This window comes from Bacillus sp. 0102A (genome assembly GCF_036765155.1).
GTDB classification, from domain to species: domain Bacteria; phylum Bacillota; class Bacilli; order Bacillales; family Bacillaceae; genus Bacillus; species Bacillus subtilis_G.
Map to the genome: position 1 here is coordinate 170,481 of NZ_JBAIZW010000003.1, position 18,096 is coordinate 188,576.

The window sequence follows — 18,096 nt, forward strand, 5'->3', positions numbered from 1 at the left end:
CCTGCCTGCTTTGTTTGGAAAATATAAACAAACTGAAGTAAAGTGTGAAAAATAGACAATTAAAAAAGGCACGGTTCCGTTTTATCTGGAACTCATGCCTGGTACTGTCTCCCATTTGATGCTTTTATTCAAACACCGGATCATCCTCATAGTAATAAGAATCCGTATCTTCATACGTATCGGTGCTTTCATAAGCGGCAATGCCGATAATCACCAGTATGAAAATGACCATAACGATCCCGATCAGGCCCGAAATAATACTGGATGCAGCGTAGAACAACTGCATTTTTATAAACTTTCCGTAATTCTCAAGCATGCTTTCACCAGCGCTGCCGGCAAGATTTCCTTCGGCTTCCGCGGCTGCTTTTGCTGAACGCATCAGAAAAACACCCGAAATAATGAGCAGCACGCCCGGAATGGCGCCGATCACTGTCATCAGGGTAGACAGTGTGGCAAGCGATCCCATAACGATCAGCAAAATGCCCGACAGTTTGCCCCACTTGGCAATGTCTGATAGCGACTTGACAGCAGCGGCGCTCAGCTGGCGGCTCTCACTTTCCTCAGCCGCAAGCTCCTGTTCAACGGCATCATTTCCTTCATTATGATTTTCAATCTCGTTTTCATCTTTATCCAGACTAATCATGATAGCTCTCTCCCTAGAATTTTTAAATCGTATCTTTTGCCGTCCATTTCGGCGATGCCGGGGAACAATCCCCATTCTGCAAACCCATGCTTTTCAAACAGCTTCAGGCTTGGTTTATTATGTCCGAAAATGAAGGCCATAAGTGAGCGGATGCCAAGTTCCGGCGCAATGCGAAGCGCTTCCTGGAGCAAATATGATCCGGCGCCTTTGCCGCGGCATGCTTCGTCAATGTATATGCTGACCTCCGCTGTTTTATTATAGGCGGGCCTTCCGTAAAATGTTTCAAAGCTGATCCAGGCGGCAACGTTCCCGCTTCCGTCTTCGGCAACATAGAGCGGCCGTGACTCTGTATGACCCATAAACCACTCCATCCGGTCTTCAAGTGTTACCGGTTCAGTATCGGCTGTTACCATTCGCGAAGCAATCGTTGAATTATAAATCGCGACAACAGCCTCCAGATCTTTATGTTCAGCAAGACGCAATGTCATGTTCATACGTATTTGGCACTCCTCTCAAAAAAATCACATATTTTCGTATCAGCCTGCGCAAACTACATTTAAAAAAAGTTTTTTTGTATAGGTGTATATATTTTCAGAAAAGTGTTCAGAATGTTGCTGAGGTGATGAAACAATGAGAGAGGAAGAAAAGAAAACTTCTCAAGTCAAAAAACTTCAGCAGTTTTTTCGTAAACGCTGGGTGTTCCCTGCAATTTACTTAGTCAGTGCGGCCGTCATTTTAACAGCTGTCCTTTGGTATCAATCTGTATCAAATGATGATGTAAAGGATCAGTTGGCTGATAACGGCGGAAACTCCGCATATGACAACAACGACGATGCAGTTGAAGTAGGAAAGTCAATGGAAAATGTCGCTATGCCGGTTGTTGATTCTGAAAACGTATCTGTTGTGAAAAAGTTCTATGAAACCGATGCCGCAAAAGAAGAGAAAGAAGCAGCACTCGTTACCTATAATAACACGTACAGCCTAAGCAAAGGAATTGACTTAGCTGAGAAAGCCGGAAAAGATTTCGATGTTTCTGCTTCTCTGAGCGGTACGGTTGTCAAAGCTGAAAAAGATCCAGTGCTGGGATACGTGATTGAAGTTGAACATGCAGACGGCTTATCAACTGTGTATCAATCTCTTTCTGAAGTAAGTGTTGAGCAAGGTGACAAGGTAAAACAAAACCAAGTGATTGGAAAGTCTGGCAAGAACCTTTACAGTGAAGACAGCGGAAACCACGTGCATTTTGAAATCCGTAAAGACGGAGTCGCAATGAACCCGTTGAACTTTATGGACAAGCCAGTTTCTTCTATTGAAAAAGCAGCAGCAGCTGAAGAAAAAGCTGCCACTGAAGAAACAGAAGAATCTATTCAGCAATCTTCCGAGAAAAAGGACGGATCAACTGATAAAGGAACAGAAGAAAAATCCGGTGAAAAAACGGATGATTCAACTGACAAATCTGGTTCTAAAGAAAGCAGCACAACAGAAGACACTGAGCAGTCTTAATGAAGAAAACGTCTATCCGTGTGATGGGCGTTTTTTTCTGTTACTTTTTGCTTTGTTTCACCGTCTATGTCGTTACACATTGACACGTACGCTATATAGGAGGTTATGTCATGAACCGTCTATTTCTCGGAGGCTGGACCCTTTTTATTCTGCTTTCTGTCTGTACGGAAAGCTTCAGCGGCATGGTCGTATCGCAAACGGTAGCTTTTCATTTTCAGCCGCATCCCGATCTGTCTCAATTCTTAGTGATGGATTTTGCTGAGCTTGCTGTACCTGAAGCGTTTATTCAAAAAATTGGGCACGCGTTTTCCTTCTTTGTGCTGACCTATTTGCTGTGGAAACAGCGGGGCAGCATAAAAGCAGCTGCAGCCGGCACTTTCGCGTTTGCGTTTTTCACAGAAGTTCTTCAGCTCTTCTTCAGCAGAAACGGATGTATTCGGGATGTGCTCATTGATACTGTTGGAATTGTATTGTTTTATGGTTTATATGTGTTGGCGAAGCGGAGAAAACATGAGATGTATGAAAAATATTAAAGCCGGCTGTCTTGGATTCAGACGCCGGCTTTTATCGTGTTTAGAAATTTTGATCGGTTGGTTTTTTCGTCAGCTTATTAATGATGGCTTCATAGATTCTTACAATCAAATTGACGAATGGGCGAAGCAGATCTGAAAACCTAAAGAATAGGAACCCGATAATGATAGAGACAACGAGGCTGCCTAATACATCTGCCGGATAGTGATGCCCTACCCAAATTCTCGAAAAGCCTGTCAAAAGCCCGAAAATGACAAGCGGCCAGCCGATTTTGCGATTTCTGAAAAGCATCGCAATAGAAATCGCTAACGCGCCTGTCGTGTGGTCACTCGGAAATGATGCATCCGCATCATGCGGAATCAGCGTATGCACTGTGTGTGCGACGAACGGGCGCGGTTCGAAATGAACTTGCGAAATCAAATAGTTGATGATAAGACCCGCAATCCCTGTAAGGCCTGCGTAAAGCACATTTTTTCTGCTTTGCGTGTTCCCGAACACCCAGATTGTCAGCAGGATAAGGGCGTAAGCGCCAATGGCATATTCCGTTATGAAGACCATAATGGAATCGAGAACCGAATTGTGATGAGATAGTCCATGGATGGCTTTAAATAGTTCGTAATTCAAATAATCACCTTTTGCATTTTTAATAGTAGACTCATTATACTCGTAAAAAGTTTCAAATCAAAAAAAGTTTGCCGGAAAGCGTGATGCTTGAAGAGAATTCGAAGGGGAGACAGTCTTTCTGGGGGGATTCTATGTGCAAAAAAAGAGATCCGGAATTCCGAATCTCTTCACAACGATTACAGTGCTTCAGGTCCTTCCTCGCCGGTGCGGATGTTGATCGTATTGCTGATTTCATAGATAAATATTTTTCCGTCGCCGGGTGATCCCGTTTTCAGGACCCTTTTAGCGATCTCAGTCACTTGATTAACAGGAACCTTGCTGACCACGATCTCAATTTTTAAACGCTCATATACATTGCTTTCTATTTTGACCCCTCGATAGAGCTCCGTATGTGCTTTTTGAAGGCCACAGCCGTGAACATTGGAGAAGGTCAGAGAGGTTACTCCAATTTTTCCGAGTTCCTGTTTCAGCTTTTCAAAATTTGCCGGACGCGTTACAATTTCTACCTTGAACATTTGACCGCTCATAGCGTCACTCCTCACATAGTATCTTGATATGCTTTTTCCCCGTGCATCGTTAAGTCAAGCCCAAGTGACTCTTCTTCTTCGGTTGCGCGAAGGGGAAGGAAGAGGCCTACAATTTTAATAATAACGAAAGTGATAATGAATACAAAAACATAAGTGGCGGCGATGGCTACAATTTGTTTCCAGATTAAGCTGGCATCACCGTAGAATAATCCGTCCGCACCCGCCGAGTTAACAGAGGTAGTCGCGAATAATCCTGTTGCGATTCCGCCCCATGTGCCGCCGATGCCATGCAGCCCAAAGGCGTCGAGCGCATCATCATATCCGAATTTCTTTTTGAGCGAGAAAACCCCCCAGAAACAAACCGCACCGCCTATGATGCCGATAATAATAGAAGCGAACGGAGTGACAAATCCAGCTGCCGGTGTAATCGCCACAAGCCCGGCGATTGCGCCGGATACCGCTCCGAGCATCGTCGGTTTCTTGTTAATGATCCATTCTACTAAGATCCAGCCGGCAATCCCGGCTGCCGCTGCAGTGTTTGTGTTGATGAAGGCGTACATGGCCACATCATCTAAGGTCAGGGCGCTGCCGACGTTAAAACCGAACCATCCGAACCAAATTAAAGCCCCGCCTAAGAAGGTGTAAATAAGATTGTGCGGAGAAGGCGCTGTGCCTTCTTTCCGTTTTCCGAGCACAATAGCAAGAACAAGGCCTGCCACACCGGAGGAAATATGAACAACGTTGCCGCCGGCGAAATCGAGCGCGCCAAGCTGGCCGATCCAGCCGCCGCCCCATACCCAGTGCGCAACCGGCGTGTAAACTAAGGAAACCCATAAAACAGAGAATAAAAGAAAAGCGCCGAATCGCATCCGCTCTGCGAAAGCGCCGGAAATAATGGCTGTTGTCAGAACAGCGAACGTCATTTGGAACATCATAAATAATGAATGGGGAATGGTATCACTGTAATCTCCCGGATCAAATCCAACCCCTTTCAGACCGGCCCACTCCAGCCCGCCAATGATTGAATTGCCTGGTGCGAAGGCGAGTGTATATCCGAACAGCACCCAAACGATGGAAACGATGGCAATGGAAGAGAAACTGTGCATAGCGGTGCTCAGCACATTTTTGCTTTTTACCATTCCTCCATAAAATAACGCTAATCCCGGGGTCATCAGCCACACGAGTAAAGCGCAAAAGAACATAAAAACTGTATCGCCCATTTGCATGTCTCATTCCTCCGTATTTTTCAGAATAAAAGAATTATTATATTTCCTCATTATAGAGAAAAAAGAATGATAAAACATTTTCATGTAAGATTTCCTTACATGGTTTTTTAGGGAATGTTATCGAGGGTGTAAAGAATGGGAAATGGCATTTTTTACGATTATAAGACTTTGTATCTATAAAAGATGCTGTCTATATGAGCGGAAAAGGGAATTGACAATAATTAGAATGTTTTATAGTGTATTAAGTGTACTAACTTAATTAATACACTAAGAGGAGGGTTCGTTATGAACAAAGGCGGCAGGTTCAGGAGAGCGATAAGTAAATCGATTCCAGCGACGTTCCGATTGTTTTTAGCCTTTAATTTTTTCGTATACGGCCTGGCGAAAGTAGTGATCGGCCAGTTTGGTGAGGTAACGCCTGGAATCGAGGCAGCTGCTGGGAAAGGATTTACTATTGCGTGGACATTTTTCGGGTATTCTCATGTTTATGAACTGTTCATAGGTTTCGGTGAAATCATTGCAGCTGTTTTATTGCTGATCCCGCGAACAGCTGCATTAGGGGCGGTTGTATTTATGCCGATTATTATGAACATCGTCTTGATTAACTATTGTTTTGACATTGGCGTGCAGGATCTTAGCACGATATTAATGGTGATGTGTCTCGTCCTGCTTTGGGTGGACCGCAGTAAATTCATGGGCATTTTCAGGCAGGAACCGTTAAACGGCGGGCAGGTGATGAAGCGATGACACCCTTTATGATGACAGTGCTTGCCGGTCTGTTCGTATGCACGACCTGCTACTTTTACATAAAAGAAAAATCATGAGAAATCGCTCCTTCTGGGTATTTCACAAGCATCTTATTGGGCATGTATATGTTCCCCGGAAGATCAGAAAACAGGGATAGGAATCAAAATGATTATCCGGCAGCTCGACATTCTGGGAATTTGGGTATAGGTTGCAGACTTGGAAGTGTCGCGCTTCAAGCGGCAATGCTGGAAACAAGTCCTTCCAACATGGCGGGGGCGACTTCAGGGCTGTTTCAAGCCAGAGGTTATTTAGAGTCGATTTTGTCTTCGGTGATCCTTGGTCTTCTTTTTTGGAAAAGAAATTATGGCAGCCCATTTTGATAGGATGGGCATTATCATGATCATTGCGAGCGGAGCGAGCCTGTTTATAGCTGGGGAATTTGCGCCGTGAATGAAAACTGCATCGTGAGAAAAGAGACAGGCGCGGGGTCTGTCTCTTTTTCTTGTTTAAGCTGTTCAAATAGAAACAGGAAAATTGTATATCATAGCCAATGTTATTGTCTGACTTTTCAGTTATATTAAGTGACATCAAATGTCAGAAAACTGAACATGTAACGAAAAACAGACAATATTGAAAGGGGAGCCGGCTATGACATTAAAAGAGAGCCAGCATCAATCCAACAGACTGAGCAATGAAGATCTGCTGCCTTTGGGACAGGAAAAACGAACGTGGAAAGCAATGAACTTTGCCTCCATTTGGATGGGATGTATACATAATATACCGACCTACGCGACGGTGGGCGGATTAATTGCGATCGGCCTCTCGCCTTGGCAGGTGCTGGCAATCATTATTACGGCATCGCTTATCTTGTTTGGCGCTTTGGCATTAAACGGTCATGCGGGGACAAAATATGGGCTGCCGTTTCCGGTGATCATCCGGGCTTCTTACGGAATATACGGCGCGAATATTCCGGCGCTTCTAAGGGCGTTTACAGCGATCATGTGGCTCGGCATTCAGACCTTTGCTGGAAGCACGGCGCTGAACATTTTGCTTTTAAATATGTGGCCGGGCTGGGGAGAAATTGGCGGCGAGTGGAACCTTCTCGGCATTCACTTATCTGGTTTGCTTTCATTTGTATTCTTTTGGGCCATTCATTTACTCGTGTTGCATCACGGCATGGAATCGATTAAACGCTTTGAGGTATGGGCTGGTCCTTTAGTGTATCTGGTATTTGGCGGCATGGTATGGTGGGCCGTTGATATTGCCGGAGGATTGGGGCCGATCTATTCCCAGCCGGGAAAGTTCCATACGTTTTCAGAAACATTTTGGCCGTTTGCTGCCGGGGTTACCGGCATCATCGGCATCTGGGCGACATTGATCTTAAATATACCTGATTTCACAAGATTTGCTGAAACGCAAAAAGAGCAAATCAAAGGGCAATTTTACGGTTTGCCGGGAACCTTCGCGCTGTTTGCGTTTGCCAGTATTACAGTGACCTCCGGTTCGCAGGTTGCTTTCGGTGAGCCGATTTGGGACGTTGTCGATATTTTGGCGAGGTTTGATAACCCTTATGTCATCGTATTGTCCGTGATTACGCTCTGCATTGCCACGATCTCTGTAAACGTCGCCGCGAACATCGTATCACCCGCTTATGATATAGCGAATGCCCTGCCGAAATATATTAATTTCAAACGCGGCAGTTTTATCACTGCGTTGCTCGCTTTATTTACGGTTCCGTGGAAGCTGATGGAGAGTGCGACAAGCGTATATGCGTTTCTGGGCTTAATAGGCGGCATGCTTGGTCCGGTGGCAGGCGTGATGATGGCTGATTACTTTATTATTCGCAAACGGGATCTCTCGGTAGATGACTTGTATTCCGAAACAGGGCGTTATGTGTATTTTAAAGGCTACAATTACCGTGCGTTTGCAGCCACGATTTTGGGTGCGCTGATTTCTCTGATTGGTATGTATGTTCCTGCGTTGAAGAGCTTATACGATATTTCCTGGTTTGTAGGTGTGCTGATTTCATTTCTTTTCTATATTGTTCTGATGCGTGTTCACCCGCCGGCTTCGTCGTCGATTGAGACGTTTGAATCTGGGCAGGTTCGTCGGGCTGAATAAGATCTATCTCACGGTATATATTCATATTTTTGAAATGGTTTTCCATAAATAGAACATTTATAATTGTTTTAGAAATCTATTCTAAAATGAAATGGGAATCGAATATGAGAAAATGGTATTTTATTCTTTTGGCAGGTGTGTTAACGTCCGTCATCCTTGCCTTTGTTTTTGATAAGACAAAAGCGAATGGGGAGGAGCAAGGGAACTGCATCTATGTTTCGCCAAATGGCAGTGATCAAAATGAAGGAACAAAAGACAAGCCGTTTCGTACACTGGCACATGCTTCCGAGGAGGCTGCCGCCGGCACAACCGTCATGATTCGGGGAGGCACGTATCATGAAACCCTTGAGGTAAAGCACAGCGGTACAGACGGAAAACCGATCACGTTCCGAAACTATGAAAATGAAAAAGTCGTGATCAGCGGAGAATCCATTGCGGACGCAGAATATGAAACACCGCTCATTCATATTCACGATAAACACGACATTGCCATCAGCGGTTTAACGATTCAAGATCTTTCTGTTTCATCTGAGGAAGCAACTGCTATGGGGATTTATGTATCGGGCTCCAGCAGTCATATTGCGATTCAGAACACTCATGTCCGGGACATTAAGACAACAGCGGATGAAGGAAATGCCCACGGAATCGCAGTCTATGGGACTGGCAGCATGAAAGACATTCAAATCGAGGACAATACTGTAGAGAATCTGACGCTTGGAGCAAGTGAAGCGGTTGTGCTGAACGGAAATATTGACGGCTTCACCGTTGCGGGCAATGTGGTCCGCAACAATAACAACATCGGGATCGACCTTATCGGGTATGAGGGAATCGCGGCCAATAACGATTACGTGCGAAACGGAGTCGTAGAAAACAATACGGTTTATCAAAACTCAACTTACGGAAATCCTGCTTATGGAGATGATTACTCAGCGGGCGGGATATATGTCGATGGAGGGCACAGTATCGAGATTAAGAAAAACACAGTTTACAATAATGATATTGGGATTGAAGCAACGTCTGAACACAAAGGGAAATACGCAACAGCTATTCAGATAACAGACAACAAAGTGTACAACAATGCGTACACCGGTATTTCAGTCGGAGGGTATGACAAAAAGCGGGGCGGCACCAGCAATTCTCTGATTGCCCGCAACATTATGTACCGGAATGACACTAAGGGGCTGTATGGCGGCCAGCTGCTGCTGCAGTACGAAACAAAAAACAACACAATCGAAAAGAATATATTGACGGCCAGCGATTCAAGATTATTTATCGGAAACGATTTTACGGCAAATGAAGGCAATACGGTCAATCATAACGTGTACCATAAGGAAACGGATCAAGACGGTATATGGATGTGGAAAAAGAATGAATACGATTCGTTTGCAGCGTATCGAAAAGCGACAAATAACGATCAGCAATCCATTTATGCCGATCCGATGTATCGTGATGAAGAGTCCTATGACTTTACGTTAGATCCTGATTCACCTGCGCGGCCGGTCATTGAATAACATACAATCATCGGCGTCCTCTGCCATTCAACGGAGCAGGACGCCGATTTTTATATGAAAAAAGACTGCCGGGTTTTTCGGCAGTCTGAGAGTTATTCCGCAATAGACACTTTCCCTTCAGCCTCAGCAGGTTTCTGGCTCCACGCGTAGAGAAGCAAAGCAATCAGAACGAACAGCCCCGCTGATAAATAAATGGCAGAGAAGCCGGCAGACGCTACAAACAATCCGAACACATACGAACCTACAGCAATTCCGCTGTCAAAGAAGGTAAAGAACGTTGCCGTCGCAAAACCAGAGCGGTGAGCCGGAGATTTCTGGATCGCCAATGTTTGCATGCAAGGAACAATTGAACCGTATCCGAGACCGATAACCGCTCCTGAAAGCAGAAGCATCATGCCGCTATGTGTAAAGGACAGCATGCAGAGCCCTACTGAGAAAATCATGATTGATGGATAAATGACAATGCCCGGTCCGACTTTGTCGAACAATTTCCCTGTGAACGGGCGTGCAATCATCATTGTCACCGCGAAGCAAACAAAGAAATATCCGCTGACATTCGAAAGATCAACTGATTTGGCGAATACAGACAAATACGCTGTGACAGTTGAATAACAGAAAGAAATAAATAAACCGACCGTTGCGATCTTAAGTGCGCCTTTTTCGAACATATCCGCGAAGGAAAAACGGAATACAGTCGTGCCGCTGTCTTGGTTTTGAGGCACCTTTATCAAGAACGAAACAAGCAAGCCTGCAACCATAAACAGCGCAAAGGCTGTAAAGAATACAGAAAAGTTTACGACCTTCATCAAGTTCAGCCCAAGGAAAGGCCCGATTGCCATGGCGAGGTTCATAGACATGGCAAAGTATCCAAGCCCTTCACCGCGGCGTTTGGCCGGGATAATGTCGGCTGCAATTGCACCTGTAACAGTCGTTAAAATGCTGAACCAAATCCCTTGGAAGAAGCGCAATCCGAGCAGCAGGTAAAAGTTATGAATCGGCATATACAGAAAAGACGAAAGGGCGAATAACGCCATAGAGACGATCGCCATTCTTTTCTTCCCGAAACGCTCAACAATGGCTCCGGAGAAAGGCCGTGTAATGATCGCAGACAGAAGGAACAGGCTGATTAAAAGCCCGCCCTGTGATTCTGTGCCGCCAAGCTCTTGAATCGTATAAATCGGCAGGACAGTTAAAAATGTATAAAAGAACACAAACACAAATAAATTGACAAGCAGGACCATAATAAAATCCTTGGTCCATATCGCATCCGCTTTTTTCAAATGTATGTCACTTCCTTATTTTCATTGTTGTAAAAACATGCGAAATAAATGAGAAAAAGCTTCCTTTTCTTCATCCGGGAAATCCGCAAGCAGCTCTTCCTCGAATTTCAGCATTTTCACATTGATTTCTTCGTATTTTTTCTCAGCTTCTTTTGTGAGAACAACAAGTTTCTCCCGTTTGTCTTCACCTTGCCGTCTCTGTACCCAGCCGTTTTCTTCCAGACGTTTGATCGTCCGTGTCACAGTCGGCGCTTCCACATTTAAATAGGACCAAATCTCTTTTTGAGTCATTGGTCCGATCGTACGCAAACAATATAAAACTGACCATTGAGAGGAATAAAGGCCGAATGGCTCCAGCTGTTCATTGGCTTTCTTGGCAATCAGGCGGGCGCTTTGGTTGATTTGATGAATGAGGTGTCTGTTGACGTAGGTCATTTCGGTCTCCTTCTAAAAAACTTACCTAAGTAACTAATCGCTTTTTTAATTCTACAGGAGCGGTGAAGGGATGTAAAGATAAAAATGTAGTGACACGAAATAGTTTGCTGAAGCTGAAAAAGTTTGTTTCACCCCTTGTCCTTATTGAGTTTTTAGCATATTCCCAAAGGAATGCTAATACACTGTTACAAACCTAACAAAGAGAGTGTTTGAGGTGAGGGATCGTGGGCATATTTCACAAACTTACTTTTAAAACCATACAACGAAGAAGCGGCATACTGAATGACTCTTTACAGAATACGGATCTCATTTCACACTTCTCACATCCATTTTAGGGAGGTCGAGTGGTGTGCACGATTACATCAAAGAGCGAACAATCAAGATAGGAAAGTACATCGTGGAGACAAAGAAAACCGTTCGTGTCATTGCGAAGGAATTTGGTGTTTCCAAAAGTACAGTACACAAGGATTTAACAGAGCGTCTGCCTGAAATTAATCCTGACTTGGCAAACGAAGTGAAAGAAATACTCGATTATCATAAATCCATCAGGCATTTAAGAGGAGGAGAAGCGACAAAACTGAAATATAAAAAAGACGATATTCTCGAAGGAGAACCTGTTCAGCAATCGTAATCACCGGCTGTCATCAGCCAGCAGTGTCTTCCCTGAAATCGTTCATAAAACATCCGCAAAAATTTGTAAAGAACTTAATGTGCTTCCAACTTTTTTTCTATATTTTATGATAATATATATAATTAGGGCACAATGTGGATATTTACTGTGAAACAGATTTTCAAGGAGGATATAAATAGATGTTTGCAAGGGATATTGGTATTGACCTCGGTACTGCAAATGTACTGATCCATGTTAAAGGTAAAGGAATTGTTTTGAATGAACCTTCCGTAGTTGCACTTGATAAAAACAGCGGCAAAGTGCTGGCGGTTGGCGAAGAGGCAAGACGAATGGTTGGACGTACACCTGGGAATATTGTTGCGATTCGCCCGCTGAAAGACGGAGTTATCGCTGATTTTGAAGTAACAGAAGCAATGCTCAAGCATTTTATTAACAAGCTGAATGTAAAAGGCCTGTTCTCAAAACCGCGCATGCTCATTTGCTGCCCGACGAATATTACATCCGTTGAGCAAAAAGCAATCAAAGAAGCTGCAGAAAAAAGCGGCGGTAAACATGTGTACCTTGAAGAAGAACCTAAAGTTGCCGCTATCGGCGCGGGTATGGAAATATTCCAGCCAAGCGGTAACATGGTTGTAGACATCGGAGGCGGGACGACGGATATCGCGGTTATTTCAATGGGCGATATTGTCACCTCCTCTTCTATTAAAATGGCTGGGGACAAGTTTGACATGGAAATCTTAAATTACATCAAACGCGAGTACAAGCTGCTGATCGGCGAACGTACTGCGGAAGATATTAAGGTTAAAGTCGCAACGGTTTTCCCAGACGCACGTCACGAGGAAATTTCCATTCGCGGGCGGGACATGGTTTCCGGTCTTCCAAGAACAATTACAGTAAACAGTAAAGAAGTTGAAGAAGCCCTTCGTGAATCTGTCGCTGTTATTGTGCAGGCTGCGAAACAAGTGCTTGAAAGAACACCGCCTGAACTTTCCGCTGATATTATTGACCGCGGTGTTATCATTACCGGCGGAGGCGCGCTCTTAAACGGCCTTGACCAGCTGCTTGCAGAAGAGCTGAAGGTACCGGTCCTCGTCGCTGAAAATCCCATGGATTGCGTAGCCATCGGCACAGGTGTCATGCTTGATAATATGGACAAGCTTCCTAAACGCAAACTAAGCTGATTTCACAAACCTCATTCTGAAAAAGAATGAGGTTTTTTTATGAAAAAGCCTTCACGAATGGATAATAAATGACGATAATAGGATAAAATACTGATTTTTATTATAGAACGAACGTTCCTATATGACAACTGGAAAAAATGCCATTTTAGAGGTGGGAAATTTGTTAAAAGGATTATATACAGCAACATCCGCAATGATTGCCCAGCAGCGCAGAACGGAAATGCTTTCAAATAATATCGCAAATGCCAATACATCAGGATATAAAGCAGAACAAGGCTCCATGCGCGCCTTTCCTGAAATGCTGCTCAGCAGAATAGAATCAAAATCTCCGGCCGGAACATCGAAGACAGAAATCGGTTCTGTGAATACCGGTGTGTATATGCAGGAACTTAAGCCTCTTTTCACACAGGGAAGCCTTAAGTCCACAGATCAGCCTACAGACATCACATTGGTCGAAAATCAAGTGCCGGTTCATGCGGAAACCAATGAAAACGCGGCACTTTTTTATCCGGTTCAGACAGCGGACGGAATCCGTTATTCAAAAAGCAGCACATTTTCACTAAATGAGAATAATCAGCTGACGATCAATGGAAATCTTATATTATCAACGGATGGCCAGCCAATCACTGTTGATAATGAGAATTTCACTGTGTCTGAAAACGGTACTGTCACAACAAACGGGCGGACAGCCGGCCAGATTGATGTCAGAATGGCGGAGGATGTCCGCGATCTGAAACGGGACGGAAATGATTTGTACAGCACGGCGGACGGCAATGATCTGCCAAGCGCAGCTGGAAATAACCAGGTATCCTATTCATTAAACCAAGGCGTCTCTGAGCTTTCAAACGTGGATGTGACAAGCGCCTATACAGAAATGACTGAAGCGTACAGATCGTTTGAGGCCAATCAGAAGGTGATTCAGGCTTACGATAGAAGTATGGATAAAGCAGCCAATGAAATCGGAAAAATCTAAGATAACGGAAGAAAAAACGGGGGACATCAACTATGCTCAGGTCAATGCTAACGGCATCAACAACCTTAAACCAGCTACAGCAGCAAATTGACACAATCAGCAGCAACCTTTCAAACAGCAACACAACCGGCTATAAGGCAAAAGATACGAATTTTTCTGAGCTTGTCAGACAGCAATTCGATCAGGTTGATGAAAAAAATGAGGACGTGGCAAAAGCCCGAAAAACACCGCCCGGCTTGCGCCTTGGCGTTGGGGCGATGATGAATTCACGCCTTGTGTCTGATCAGGGAAGCATTCAGAAGACGGATCGCGACCTGGATATCGCGTTTACGTCTCCATACCAATATCTTCAGGTGAACGTAAATGGAAACCGCCAGTACACGAGGGACGGAGCGCTGTATGTAACGCCTTCAGCTGCGAATGCCAACCAGCTTCAGCTCGTTACTGGAAATGGGCATCCGGTGCTTGATGAAAACGGCAATACAGTGAACATCGACAGCTCAATGAAAAATATCACCATCAATGAAACCGGCACCTTAACCGCATCTGACGGAAACGCGGTCCAGCGGTTTAATCTCGGAGTTGTCCAAGTGAATAACCCTCAAGAGCTGAAATCGGAAGGGAATAACCTTTTCTCTATTGATAATGCGGCAGCTTTTGAAGAGCTGAATGGCGCTAATAGACAGGACATCGGCATGCAGCAGGGCTCGCTTGAGATGTCCAATGTTGATATTTCAGAACAAATGACAGATTTGATCACGTCCCAGCGTTCCTATCAGCTGAACAGCAGAACGATTACAATGGGAGATCAAATGCTCGGTTTAATTAATTCAGTCAGATAATAAGAAATGGGCGTTTTCAATCAGCCGCGCATGATAAAAAAAGCGGCTTTTTCGAAATCGTCCTTTTTTTTGTAGTATTCCGTGATGTCTTCTAAAAGCACTTCTAAATCCACCCAAGCTTCAATTTTTTCTAACTCAAGCACATATTCGAGCAGCAGATCATAGGGGTCTTCAACTGATGTATAGAGCGCCTCAAGCGTTTTTAATTTTAAATAAATGGTTTGAATGTCTACCTTTTCAGATAATTCTTTCCCTTTTTGCAGGATGGCTTTCGCTTCTGTGATCTGTCCTGTTTTAAAAAGCGCTCTGACAGATTCGTACACACAGTGCAGATACGAGACTGGAGAATTCGTTTCAAATGCTTGATTCTTTAATACTTTTGTAAAGTAAAGAAGCGCTTCCTGGTCTTTTTTTTCGGTCGCTTTTAAAAAGCCAAGATTATAATAAGCATGGCATAGCAGGTTTTCGTCATGTAATTGCCGGGTTTTCCTAATGATTTCTTCGAAAAGCTGCTCCGCTTTTTCATACCGTTCTTGATCAATATAATTAACGGCAAGCAAAAGTTTGCAGGTGATCACCTTTTTGATATAGCCGAATTGTTGTAAATAGATGTCTAATGCTTTTTTGACGTATTGGATGGAAAGCGGCGGTGATTTCATCAAGTAGTAGGCGCCGGCAGTTTGATAATATAAATCAGCGGCTTCAAACGTGTTTTGGATGGCGGCCAGGTACTGTTCAGCTTTTTTAAAATGATTCACTGCATGTTTCGGAGCTGTTTTGACCATTTCGTATAATCCTGAGAAAAAATACAGATAATATTTCAATTCATCATCCATTTTGTCTTCCAGACGGTATAGATCATCGAACAATGCATCAAGTCCGTTCTGGTTTTCAAAAAGCAGCTGATGGCGGGCCTGAAACAATTGATAACGCATCCAAAGTTTTGTGTTCTTTTTGAACTTCGGAAGGTGCTGGTCAATTTTTTCTTTCACTGAGCAAACGTGATTCATTTTGCGTTTGCTTATTGCGGAATACCACTCGTCTAACATGTTTTGCATCCTTTTTTCAATAAACTTCGAAATCATTTTCCTACCTCTTTGCTATTGGTAAAATCTATAATTATCATATCATAACTATTGACGGCTCTCATTGACAGTTGGTTACATCTTAGCGCCTGTTGAAAAAGAGTTTAATTCATAATATACTTTTCAAATGTACAGAATGGATCTTTGATGATTGCTATACATACTAATGCAGATGAAGGAGATGTCAAGAGAATGCTTGATACTCAGCAAATTAAAGAAATTATTCCTCACCGTTATCCGTTTTTGCTTGTAGACCGGATTACGGAAGTTGAAGAGGGCAAACGGGCAAAAGGCTATAAAAATGTAACCGCAAATGAAGAGTTCTTTAACGGACATTTTCCTCAGTATCCGGTCATGCCCGGCGTGTTAATCGTAGAAGCGCTTGCTCAAGTCGGAGCTGTTGCGATGCTGATTAAAGAAGAAAACCGCGGCAGACTGGCATTCTTTGCAGGCATTGATAATTGCCGGTTTAAAAAACAAGTCAAGCCTGGTGATCAGCTTCATCTCGAAGTGGAAATCACTCGTGCGCGCGGAACAATCGGGCGCGGAAAAGGCGTTGCTACAGTCGATGGCGAAGTCGTTTGCGAAGTCGAACTGACTTTTGCTCTCGGAGAGTAAATGAAAAAAGGCAGATGGGCAGCGGCACGCACATTTGTCTTTTTTTCTTTCAAAACATGAGAAAAGCAGGTGATTGTATGTGGAATGAATTTAAGGCCTTTGCCATGCGCGGAAACATCGTTGACCTCGCGATTGGTGTTGTAATAGGCGGCGCATTCGGGAAGATCGTCACATCTCTAGTCAATGATATCATCATGCCTTTGGTGGGCTTGCTGCTGGGAGGGCTTGATTTTTCAAACCTTTCGTTTACATTTGGCGATGCTGTAGTGAAGTACGGCAGCTTTATACAGACGATTGTGAATTTCTTAATCATATCGTTTTCCATTTTTATTGTGATTCGGATTTTAAATGGATTAAGGCGCAAAAAAGAAGCAGAAGAAGAAGCGGCGGCGGAAGCGCCGGATGCTCAAGAGGAGCTGCTGAAAGAAATCAGGGACCTGCTGAAGCAGCAAACAAGGTCGCCGGAATAAAAAAGACTGCCGTTTTGAAACGGCAGTCTTTTTTATTTTCAATTTCTTTCACTTAATGCTGCGGGGCTTTCCGTTGTTTCAGCGAGATGAATGAGCATTGAAACAGAGGTGCCGGCATCTGGAGTACTGCTGATCTTCAATTCGCTTCCGCAAAAATGTTTCAGCCGCTGGTTGATATTTTTCAATCCGACACTGCGATCGAAATCCGAAGATAAGAGATCTTTTCGTTTTTCGGGAGCCATGCCTGCTCCGTTATCTTCTACTTTGATGTAATACTCGTTTTCGCTTTGTTTTTTAGCTGTCAGCTTGATCCATCCTCCCCGTCTTTTCTTGCTGACGCCATGAAGAACGGCATTTTCTACCAAGGGCTGAATCATTAAAGGCGGAAGGATAAAGTCCATGTCTTTGTCTATATCGAAAAGAACCTCAAGCCGATCGCCGAAGCGCGTCTTTTCTATTGAAAGATAGGAGCTGATAATAGAAAGCTCATGTTTGAATGTACTGATGGCAGATGTATTTTGGAAATCAAAACTCATTCTTAAATAGTTAGTAAATTCCTCTGTTACCTCCCGCGCTTTTTCAATATCCAAATGACTCAGAGATATGATCGTGTTTAATACATTGTAAAGAAAATGAGGCTTTATTTGCGATTGGAGAAATGCCATTTCCATTCTTGTGGCTTGATTTGCTGTATGTTTCATCATAATCAGGTTTTTGATACGCGCCATAAATTCAGAGTAATGATAAGGTTTTTGCAAAATGTCATTCGCTCCGGCATGAAAAGCCTTGTATTTGTCATGGCCGATAATGGCTGCTGTAATCATCAGAACGGGGAGATCAACCATGCTGAATCGTTCACGAATTTTCGTGCAGACTTCAAAACCAGTCATATCCGGCATCATTAAGTCCAAAATAACCAAATCAAGCTTCATGCAAGAGATGACTTCTAATGCTTCCTTTCCGTTTTTCACTGCGATCACATTGTAGGGAACGCCTTCCAGCATATCGATTAAGATTTTTAAACCGTCGATGTTATCATCGACAATCAAAATCGTTGGAGCGTCAATTTTCTCAGAGTAATAAGGCGTGCTCATAGAGATATCTGACATACCTATCCCGGATTGTAGATCAGGAAGACCCTTCTTTGT

At 43.8% G+C, this 18,096-nt stretch carries 21 protein-coding genes and 1 pseudogene; 13 read left to right on the forward strand and 9 right to left on the reverse strand.

The features are described from left to right. Nucleotides 1–124 precede the first annotated feature (124 nt). Both V6D41_RS09105 and V6D41_RS09110 read right to left on the reverse strand, forming a co-directional pair. Nucleotides 125–643 carry a DUF5362 family protein gene (locus V6D41_RS09105; RefSeq protein WP_333517980.1) on the reverse strand — a complete coding sequence of 173 codons (519 nt, stop codon included), beginning with the start codon at nucleotides 641–643 and terminating at the stop codon, nucleotides 125–127. Continuing rightward, the gene (locus V6D41_RS09110; protein WP_333518165.1) at nucleotides 640–1,131 is read right to left on the reverse strand and encodes a GNAT family N-acetyltransferase; all 492 of its coding nucleotides are present in this window, start codon (nucleotides 1,129–1,131) and stop codon (nucleotides 640–642) included. The genes V6D41_RS09105 and V6D41_RS09110 overlap by 4 nt, the downstream gene beginning before the upstream one ends. 142 nt (nucleotides 1,132–1,273) lie before the next feature. Between V6D41_RS09110 and spoIIQ the strand changes: the two genes are divergently transcribed. Together spoIIQ and V6D41_RS09120 are read left to right on the forward strand one after the other, a co-directional pair. Continuing rightward, complete coding sequence (spoIIQ, locus tag V6D41_RS09115; RefSeq protein WP_148962541.1) at nucleotides 1,274–2,146, forward strand: stage II sporulation protein spoIIQ; 873 nt, start codon at nucleotides 1,274–1,276, stop codon at nucleotides 2,144–2,146. Nucleotides 2,147–2,256: 110 nt separating this feature from the next. Further along, complete coding sequence (locus V6D41_RS09120; RefSeq protein WP_333517981.1) at nucleotides 2,257–2,679, forward strand: VanZ family protein; 423 nt, start codon at nucleotides 2,257–2,259, stop codon at nucleotides 2,677–2,679. Nucleotides 2,680–2,719: 40 nt separating this feature from the next. Here the strand turns inward: V6D41_RS09120 and V6D41_RS09125 are convergent, their stop codons facing one another. The 3 genes from V6D41_RS09125 to amtB form a co-directional block, all read right to left on the reverse strand. Next, complete coding sequence (locus V6D41_RS09125) at nucleotides 2,720–3,301, reverse strand: undecaprenyl-diphosphatase (RefSeq protein WP_333517982.1); 582 nt, start codon at nucleotides 3,299–3,301, stop codon at nucleotides 2,720–2,722. A 176-nt stretch (nucleotides 3,302–3,477) separates the two neighbouring features. After that, a complete protein-coding gene (locus V6D41_RS09130; RefSeq protein WP_333517983.1) occupies nucleotides 3,478–3,828 on the reverse strand; it encodes a P-II family nitrogen regulator in 351 nt (116 codons plus the stop codon). A gap of 11 nt (nucleotides 3,829–3,839) precedes the next feature. Next, nucleotides 3,840–5,054: an ammonium transporter AmtB gene (gene amtB / locus V6D41_RS09135; RefSeq protein ID WP_148962544.1), complete on the reverse strand. Its 1,215-nt coding sequence runs from the start codon at nucleotides 5,052–5,054 to the stop codon at nucleotides 3,840–3,842. A 285-nt stretch (nucleotides 5,055–5,339) separates the two neighbouring features. On the opposite strand from amtB, the gene V6D41_RS09140 reads away from it, so the two are divergent. The 4 genes and pseudogenes from V6D41_RS09140 to V6D41_RS09155 all read left to right on the forward strand — a co-directional run bounded on the left by V6D41_RS09140 (nucleotide 5,340) and on the right by V6D41_RS09155 (nucleotide 9,433). After that, complete coding sequence (locus tag V6D41_RS09140) at nucleotides 5,340–5,801, forward strand: hypothetical protein (protein WP_333517984.1); 462 nt, start codon at nucleotides 5,340–5,342, stop codon at nucleotides 5,799–5,801. Nucleotides 5,802–5,998: 197 nt separating this feature from the next. After that, nucleotides 5,999–6,251: pseudogene (locus tag V6D41_RS09145) on the forward strand (MFS transporter); the annotation flags it as partial. A gap of 198 nt (nucleotides 6,252–6,449) precedes the next feature. Further along, nucleotides 6,450–7,922, forward strand: a complete 1,473-nt coding sequence (gene pucI / locus V6D41_RS09150) for an allantoin permease (RefSeq protein ID WP_333517985.1) — start codon at nucleotides 6,450–6,452, stop codon at nucleotides 7,920–7,922. 104 nt (nucleotides 7,923–8,026) lie between these two features. Beyond that, entirely contained in the window at nucleotides 8,027–9,433 is a 1,407-nt protein-coding gene (locus tag V6D41_RS09155) for a right-handed parallel beta-helix repeat-containing protein (protein WP_333517986.1), read from the forward strand. 92 nt (nucleotides 9,434–9,525) lie between these two features. Here the strand turns inward: V6D41_RS09155 and V6D41_RS09160 are convergent, their stop codons facing one another. Together V6D41_RS09160 and V6D41_RS09165 are read right to left on the reverse strand one after the other, a co-directional pair. Beyond that, nucleotides 9,526–10,713, reverse strand: coding sequence for an MFS transporter (locus V6D41_RS09160; protein WP_087992657.1), 1,188 nt, complete (start codon nucleotides 10,711–10,713; stop codon nucleotides 9,526–9,528). Between the two features lie 21 nt (nucleotides 10,714–10,734). Then, a complete protein-coding gene (locus V6D41_RS09165) occupies nucleotides 10,735–11,148 on the reverse strand; it encodes a MarR family winged helix-turn-helix transcriptional regulator (RefSeq protein ID WP_333517987.1) in 414 nt (137 codons plus the stop codon). Between the two features lie 224 nt (nucleotides 11,149–11,372). Between V6D41_RS09165 and V6D41_RS09170 the strand changes: the two genes are divergently transcribed. The 5 genes from V6D41_RS09170 to flhP all read left to right on the forward strand — a co-directional run bounded on the left by V6D41_RS09170 (nucleotide 11,373) and on the right by flhP (nucleotide 14,775). Beyond that, the gene (locus V6D41_RS09170; protein WP_087992655.1) at nucleotides 11,373–11,483 is read left to right on the forward strand and encodes a protein usd; all 111 of its coding nucleotides are present in this window, start codon (nucleotides 11,373–11,375) and stop codon (nucleotides 11,481–11,483) included. 14 nt (nucleotides 11,484–11,497) lie between these two features. Then, entirely contained in the window at nucleotides 11,498–11,779 is a 282-nt protein-coding gene (gene spoIIID, locus V6D41_RS09175) for a sporulation transcriptional regulator SpoIIID (RefSeq protein WP_019715977.1), read from the forward strand. A 179-nt stretch (nucleotides 11,780–11,958) separates the two neighbouring features. Further along, nucleotides 11,959–12,960 carry a cell shape-determining protein Mbl gene (gene mbl, locus V6D41_RS09180; RefSeq protein ID WP_003221803.1) on the forward strand — a complete coding sequence of 334 codons (1,002 nt, stop codon included), beginning with the start codon at nucleotides 11,959–11,961 and terminating at the stop codon, nucleotides 12,958–12,960. 160 nt (nucleotides 12,961–13,120) lie between these two features. Then, entirely contained in the window at nucleotides 13,121–13,933 is an 813-nt protein-coding gene (gene flhO / locus V6D41_RS09185) for a flagellar hook-basal body complex protein FlhO (protein ID WP_333517988.1), read from the forward strand. Nucleotides 13,934–13,965: 32 nt separating this feature from the next. Beyond that, nucleotides 13,966–14,775: a flagellar hook-basal body complex protein FlhP gene (gene flhP / locus V6D41_RS09190; protein WP_289348491.1), complete on the forward strand. Its 810-nt coding sequence runs from the start codon at nucleotides 13,966–13,968 to the stop codon at nucleotides 14,773–14,775. Between the two features lie 20 nt (nucleotides 14,776–14,795). Here flhP and V6D41_RS09195 read toward each other — a convergent pair whose 3' ends face one another. Further along, nucleotides 14,796–15,860, reverse strand: a complete 1,065-nt coding sequence (locus tag V6D41_RS09195) for a response regulator aspartate phosphatase (RefSeq protein WP_333517989.1) — start codon at nucleotides 15,858–15,860, stop codon at nucleotides 14,796–14,798. Between the two features lie 192 nt (nucleotides 15,861–16,052). On the opposite strand from V6D41_RS09195, the gene fabZ reads away from it, so the two are divergent. Together fabZ and mscL are read left to right on the forward strand one after the other, a co-directional pair. Further along, nucleotides 16,053–16,478: a 3-hydroxyacyl-ACP dehydratase FabZ gene (fabZ, locus tag V6D41_RS09200; RefSeq protein WP_003235662.1), complete on the forward strand. Its 426-nt coding sequence runs from the start codon at nucleotides 16,053–16,055 to the stop codon at nucleotides 16,476–16,478. A gap of 77 nt (nucleotides 16,479–16,555) precedes the next feature. Continuing rightward, on the forward strand, nucleotides 16,556–16,948 hold the full coding sequence (gene mscL / locus V6D41_RS09205) for a large conductance mechanosensitive channel protein MscL (protein WP_333517990.1): 393 nt from the start codon (nucleotides 16,556–16,558) through the stop codon (nucleotides 16,946–16,948). Between the two features lie 38 nt (nucleotides 16,949–16,986). Here mscL and V6D41_RS09210 read toward each other — a convergent pair whose 3' ends face one another. Then, nucleotides 16,987–18,057, reverse strand: coding sequence for a response regulator (locus tag V6D41_RS09210; RefSeq protein WP_333518166.1), 1,071 nt, complete (start codon nucleotides 18,055–18,057; stop codon nucleotides 16,987–16,989). Nucleotides 18,058–18,096 lie beyond the last annotated feature (39 nt).

Excerpts from the sequence above, each read along its gene's own strand:
- V6D41_RS09140 (WP_333517984.1), top strand. The coding sequence starts at position 5,340 with ATGAACAAAGGCGGCAGGTTCAGGAGAGCGATAAGTAAATCGATTCCA.
- V6D41_RS09195 (WP_333517989.1), bottom strand. The coding sequence starts at position 15,860 with ATGATTTCGAAGTTTATTGAAAAAAGGATGCAAAACATGTTAGACGAG.
- amtB (WP_148962544.1), bottom strand. The coding sequence starts at position 5,054 with ATGCAAATGGGCGATACAGTTTTTATGTTCTTTTGCGCTTTACTCGTG.
- V6D41_RS09130 (WP_333517983.1), bottom strand. The coding sequence starts at position 3,828 with ATGAGCGGTCAAATGTTCAAGGTAGAAATTGTAACGCGTCCGGCAAAT.
- flhP (WP_289348491.1), top strand. The coding sequence starts at position 13,966 with ATGCTCAGGTCAATGCTAACGGCATCAACAACCTTAAACCAGCTACAG.
- V6D41_RS09105 (WP_333517980.1), bottom strand. The coding sequence starts at position 643 with ATGATTAGTCTGGATAAAGATGAAAACGAGATTGAAAATCATAATGAA.
- V6D41_RS09210 (WP_333518166.1), bottom strand. The coding sequence starts at position 18,057 with ATGTCAGATATCTCTATGAGCACGCCTTATTACTCTGAGAAAATTGAC.
- V6D41_RS09120 (WP_333517981.1), top strand. The coding sequence starts at position 2,257 with ATGAACCGTCTATTTCTCGGAGGCTGGACCCTTTTTATTCTGCTTTCT.
- mbl (WP_003221803.1), top strand. The coding sequence starts at position 11,959 with ATGTTTGCAAGGGATATTGGTATTGACCTCGGTACTGCAAATGTACTG.
- V6D41_RS09110 (WP_333518165.1), bottom strand. The coding sequence starts at position 1,131 with ATGACATTGCGTCTTGCTGAACATAAAGATCTGGAGGCTGTTGTCGCG.
- fabZ (WP_003235662.1), top strand. The coding sequence starts at position 16,053 with ATGCTTGATACTCAGCAAATTAAAGAAATTATTCCTCACCGTTATCCG.
- V6D41_RS09165 (WP_333517987.1), bottom strand. The coding sequence starts at position 11,148 with ATGACCTACGTCAACAGACACCTCATTCATCAAATCAACCAAAGCGCC.
- spoIIQ (WP_148962541.1), top strand. The coding sequence starts at position 1,274 with ATGAGAGAGGAAGAAAAGAAAACTTCTCAAGTCAAAAAACTTCAGCAG.
- mscL (WP_333517990.1), top strand. The coding sequence starts at position 16,556 with ATGTGGAATGAATTTAAGGCCTTTGCCATGCGCGGAAACATCGTTGAC.
- pucI (WP_333517985.1), top strand. The coding sequence starts at position 6,450 with ATGACATTAAAAGAGAGCCAGCATCAATCCAACAGACTGAGCAATGAA.
- V6D41_RS09155 (WP_333517986.1), top strand. The coding sequence starts at position 8,027 with ATGAGAAAATGGTATTTTATTCTTTTGGCAGGTGTGTTAACGTCCGTC.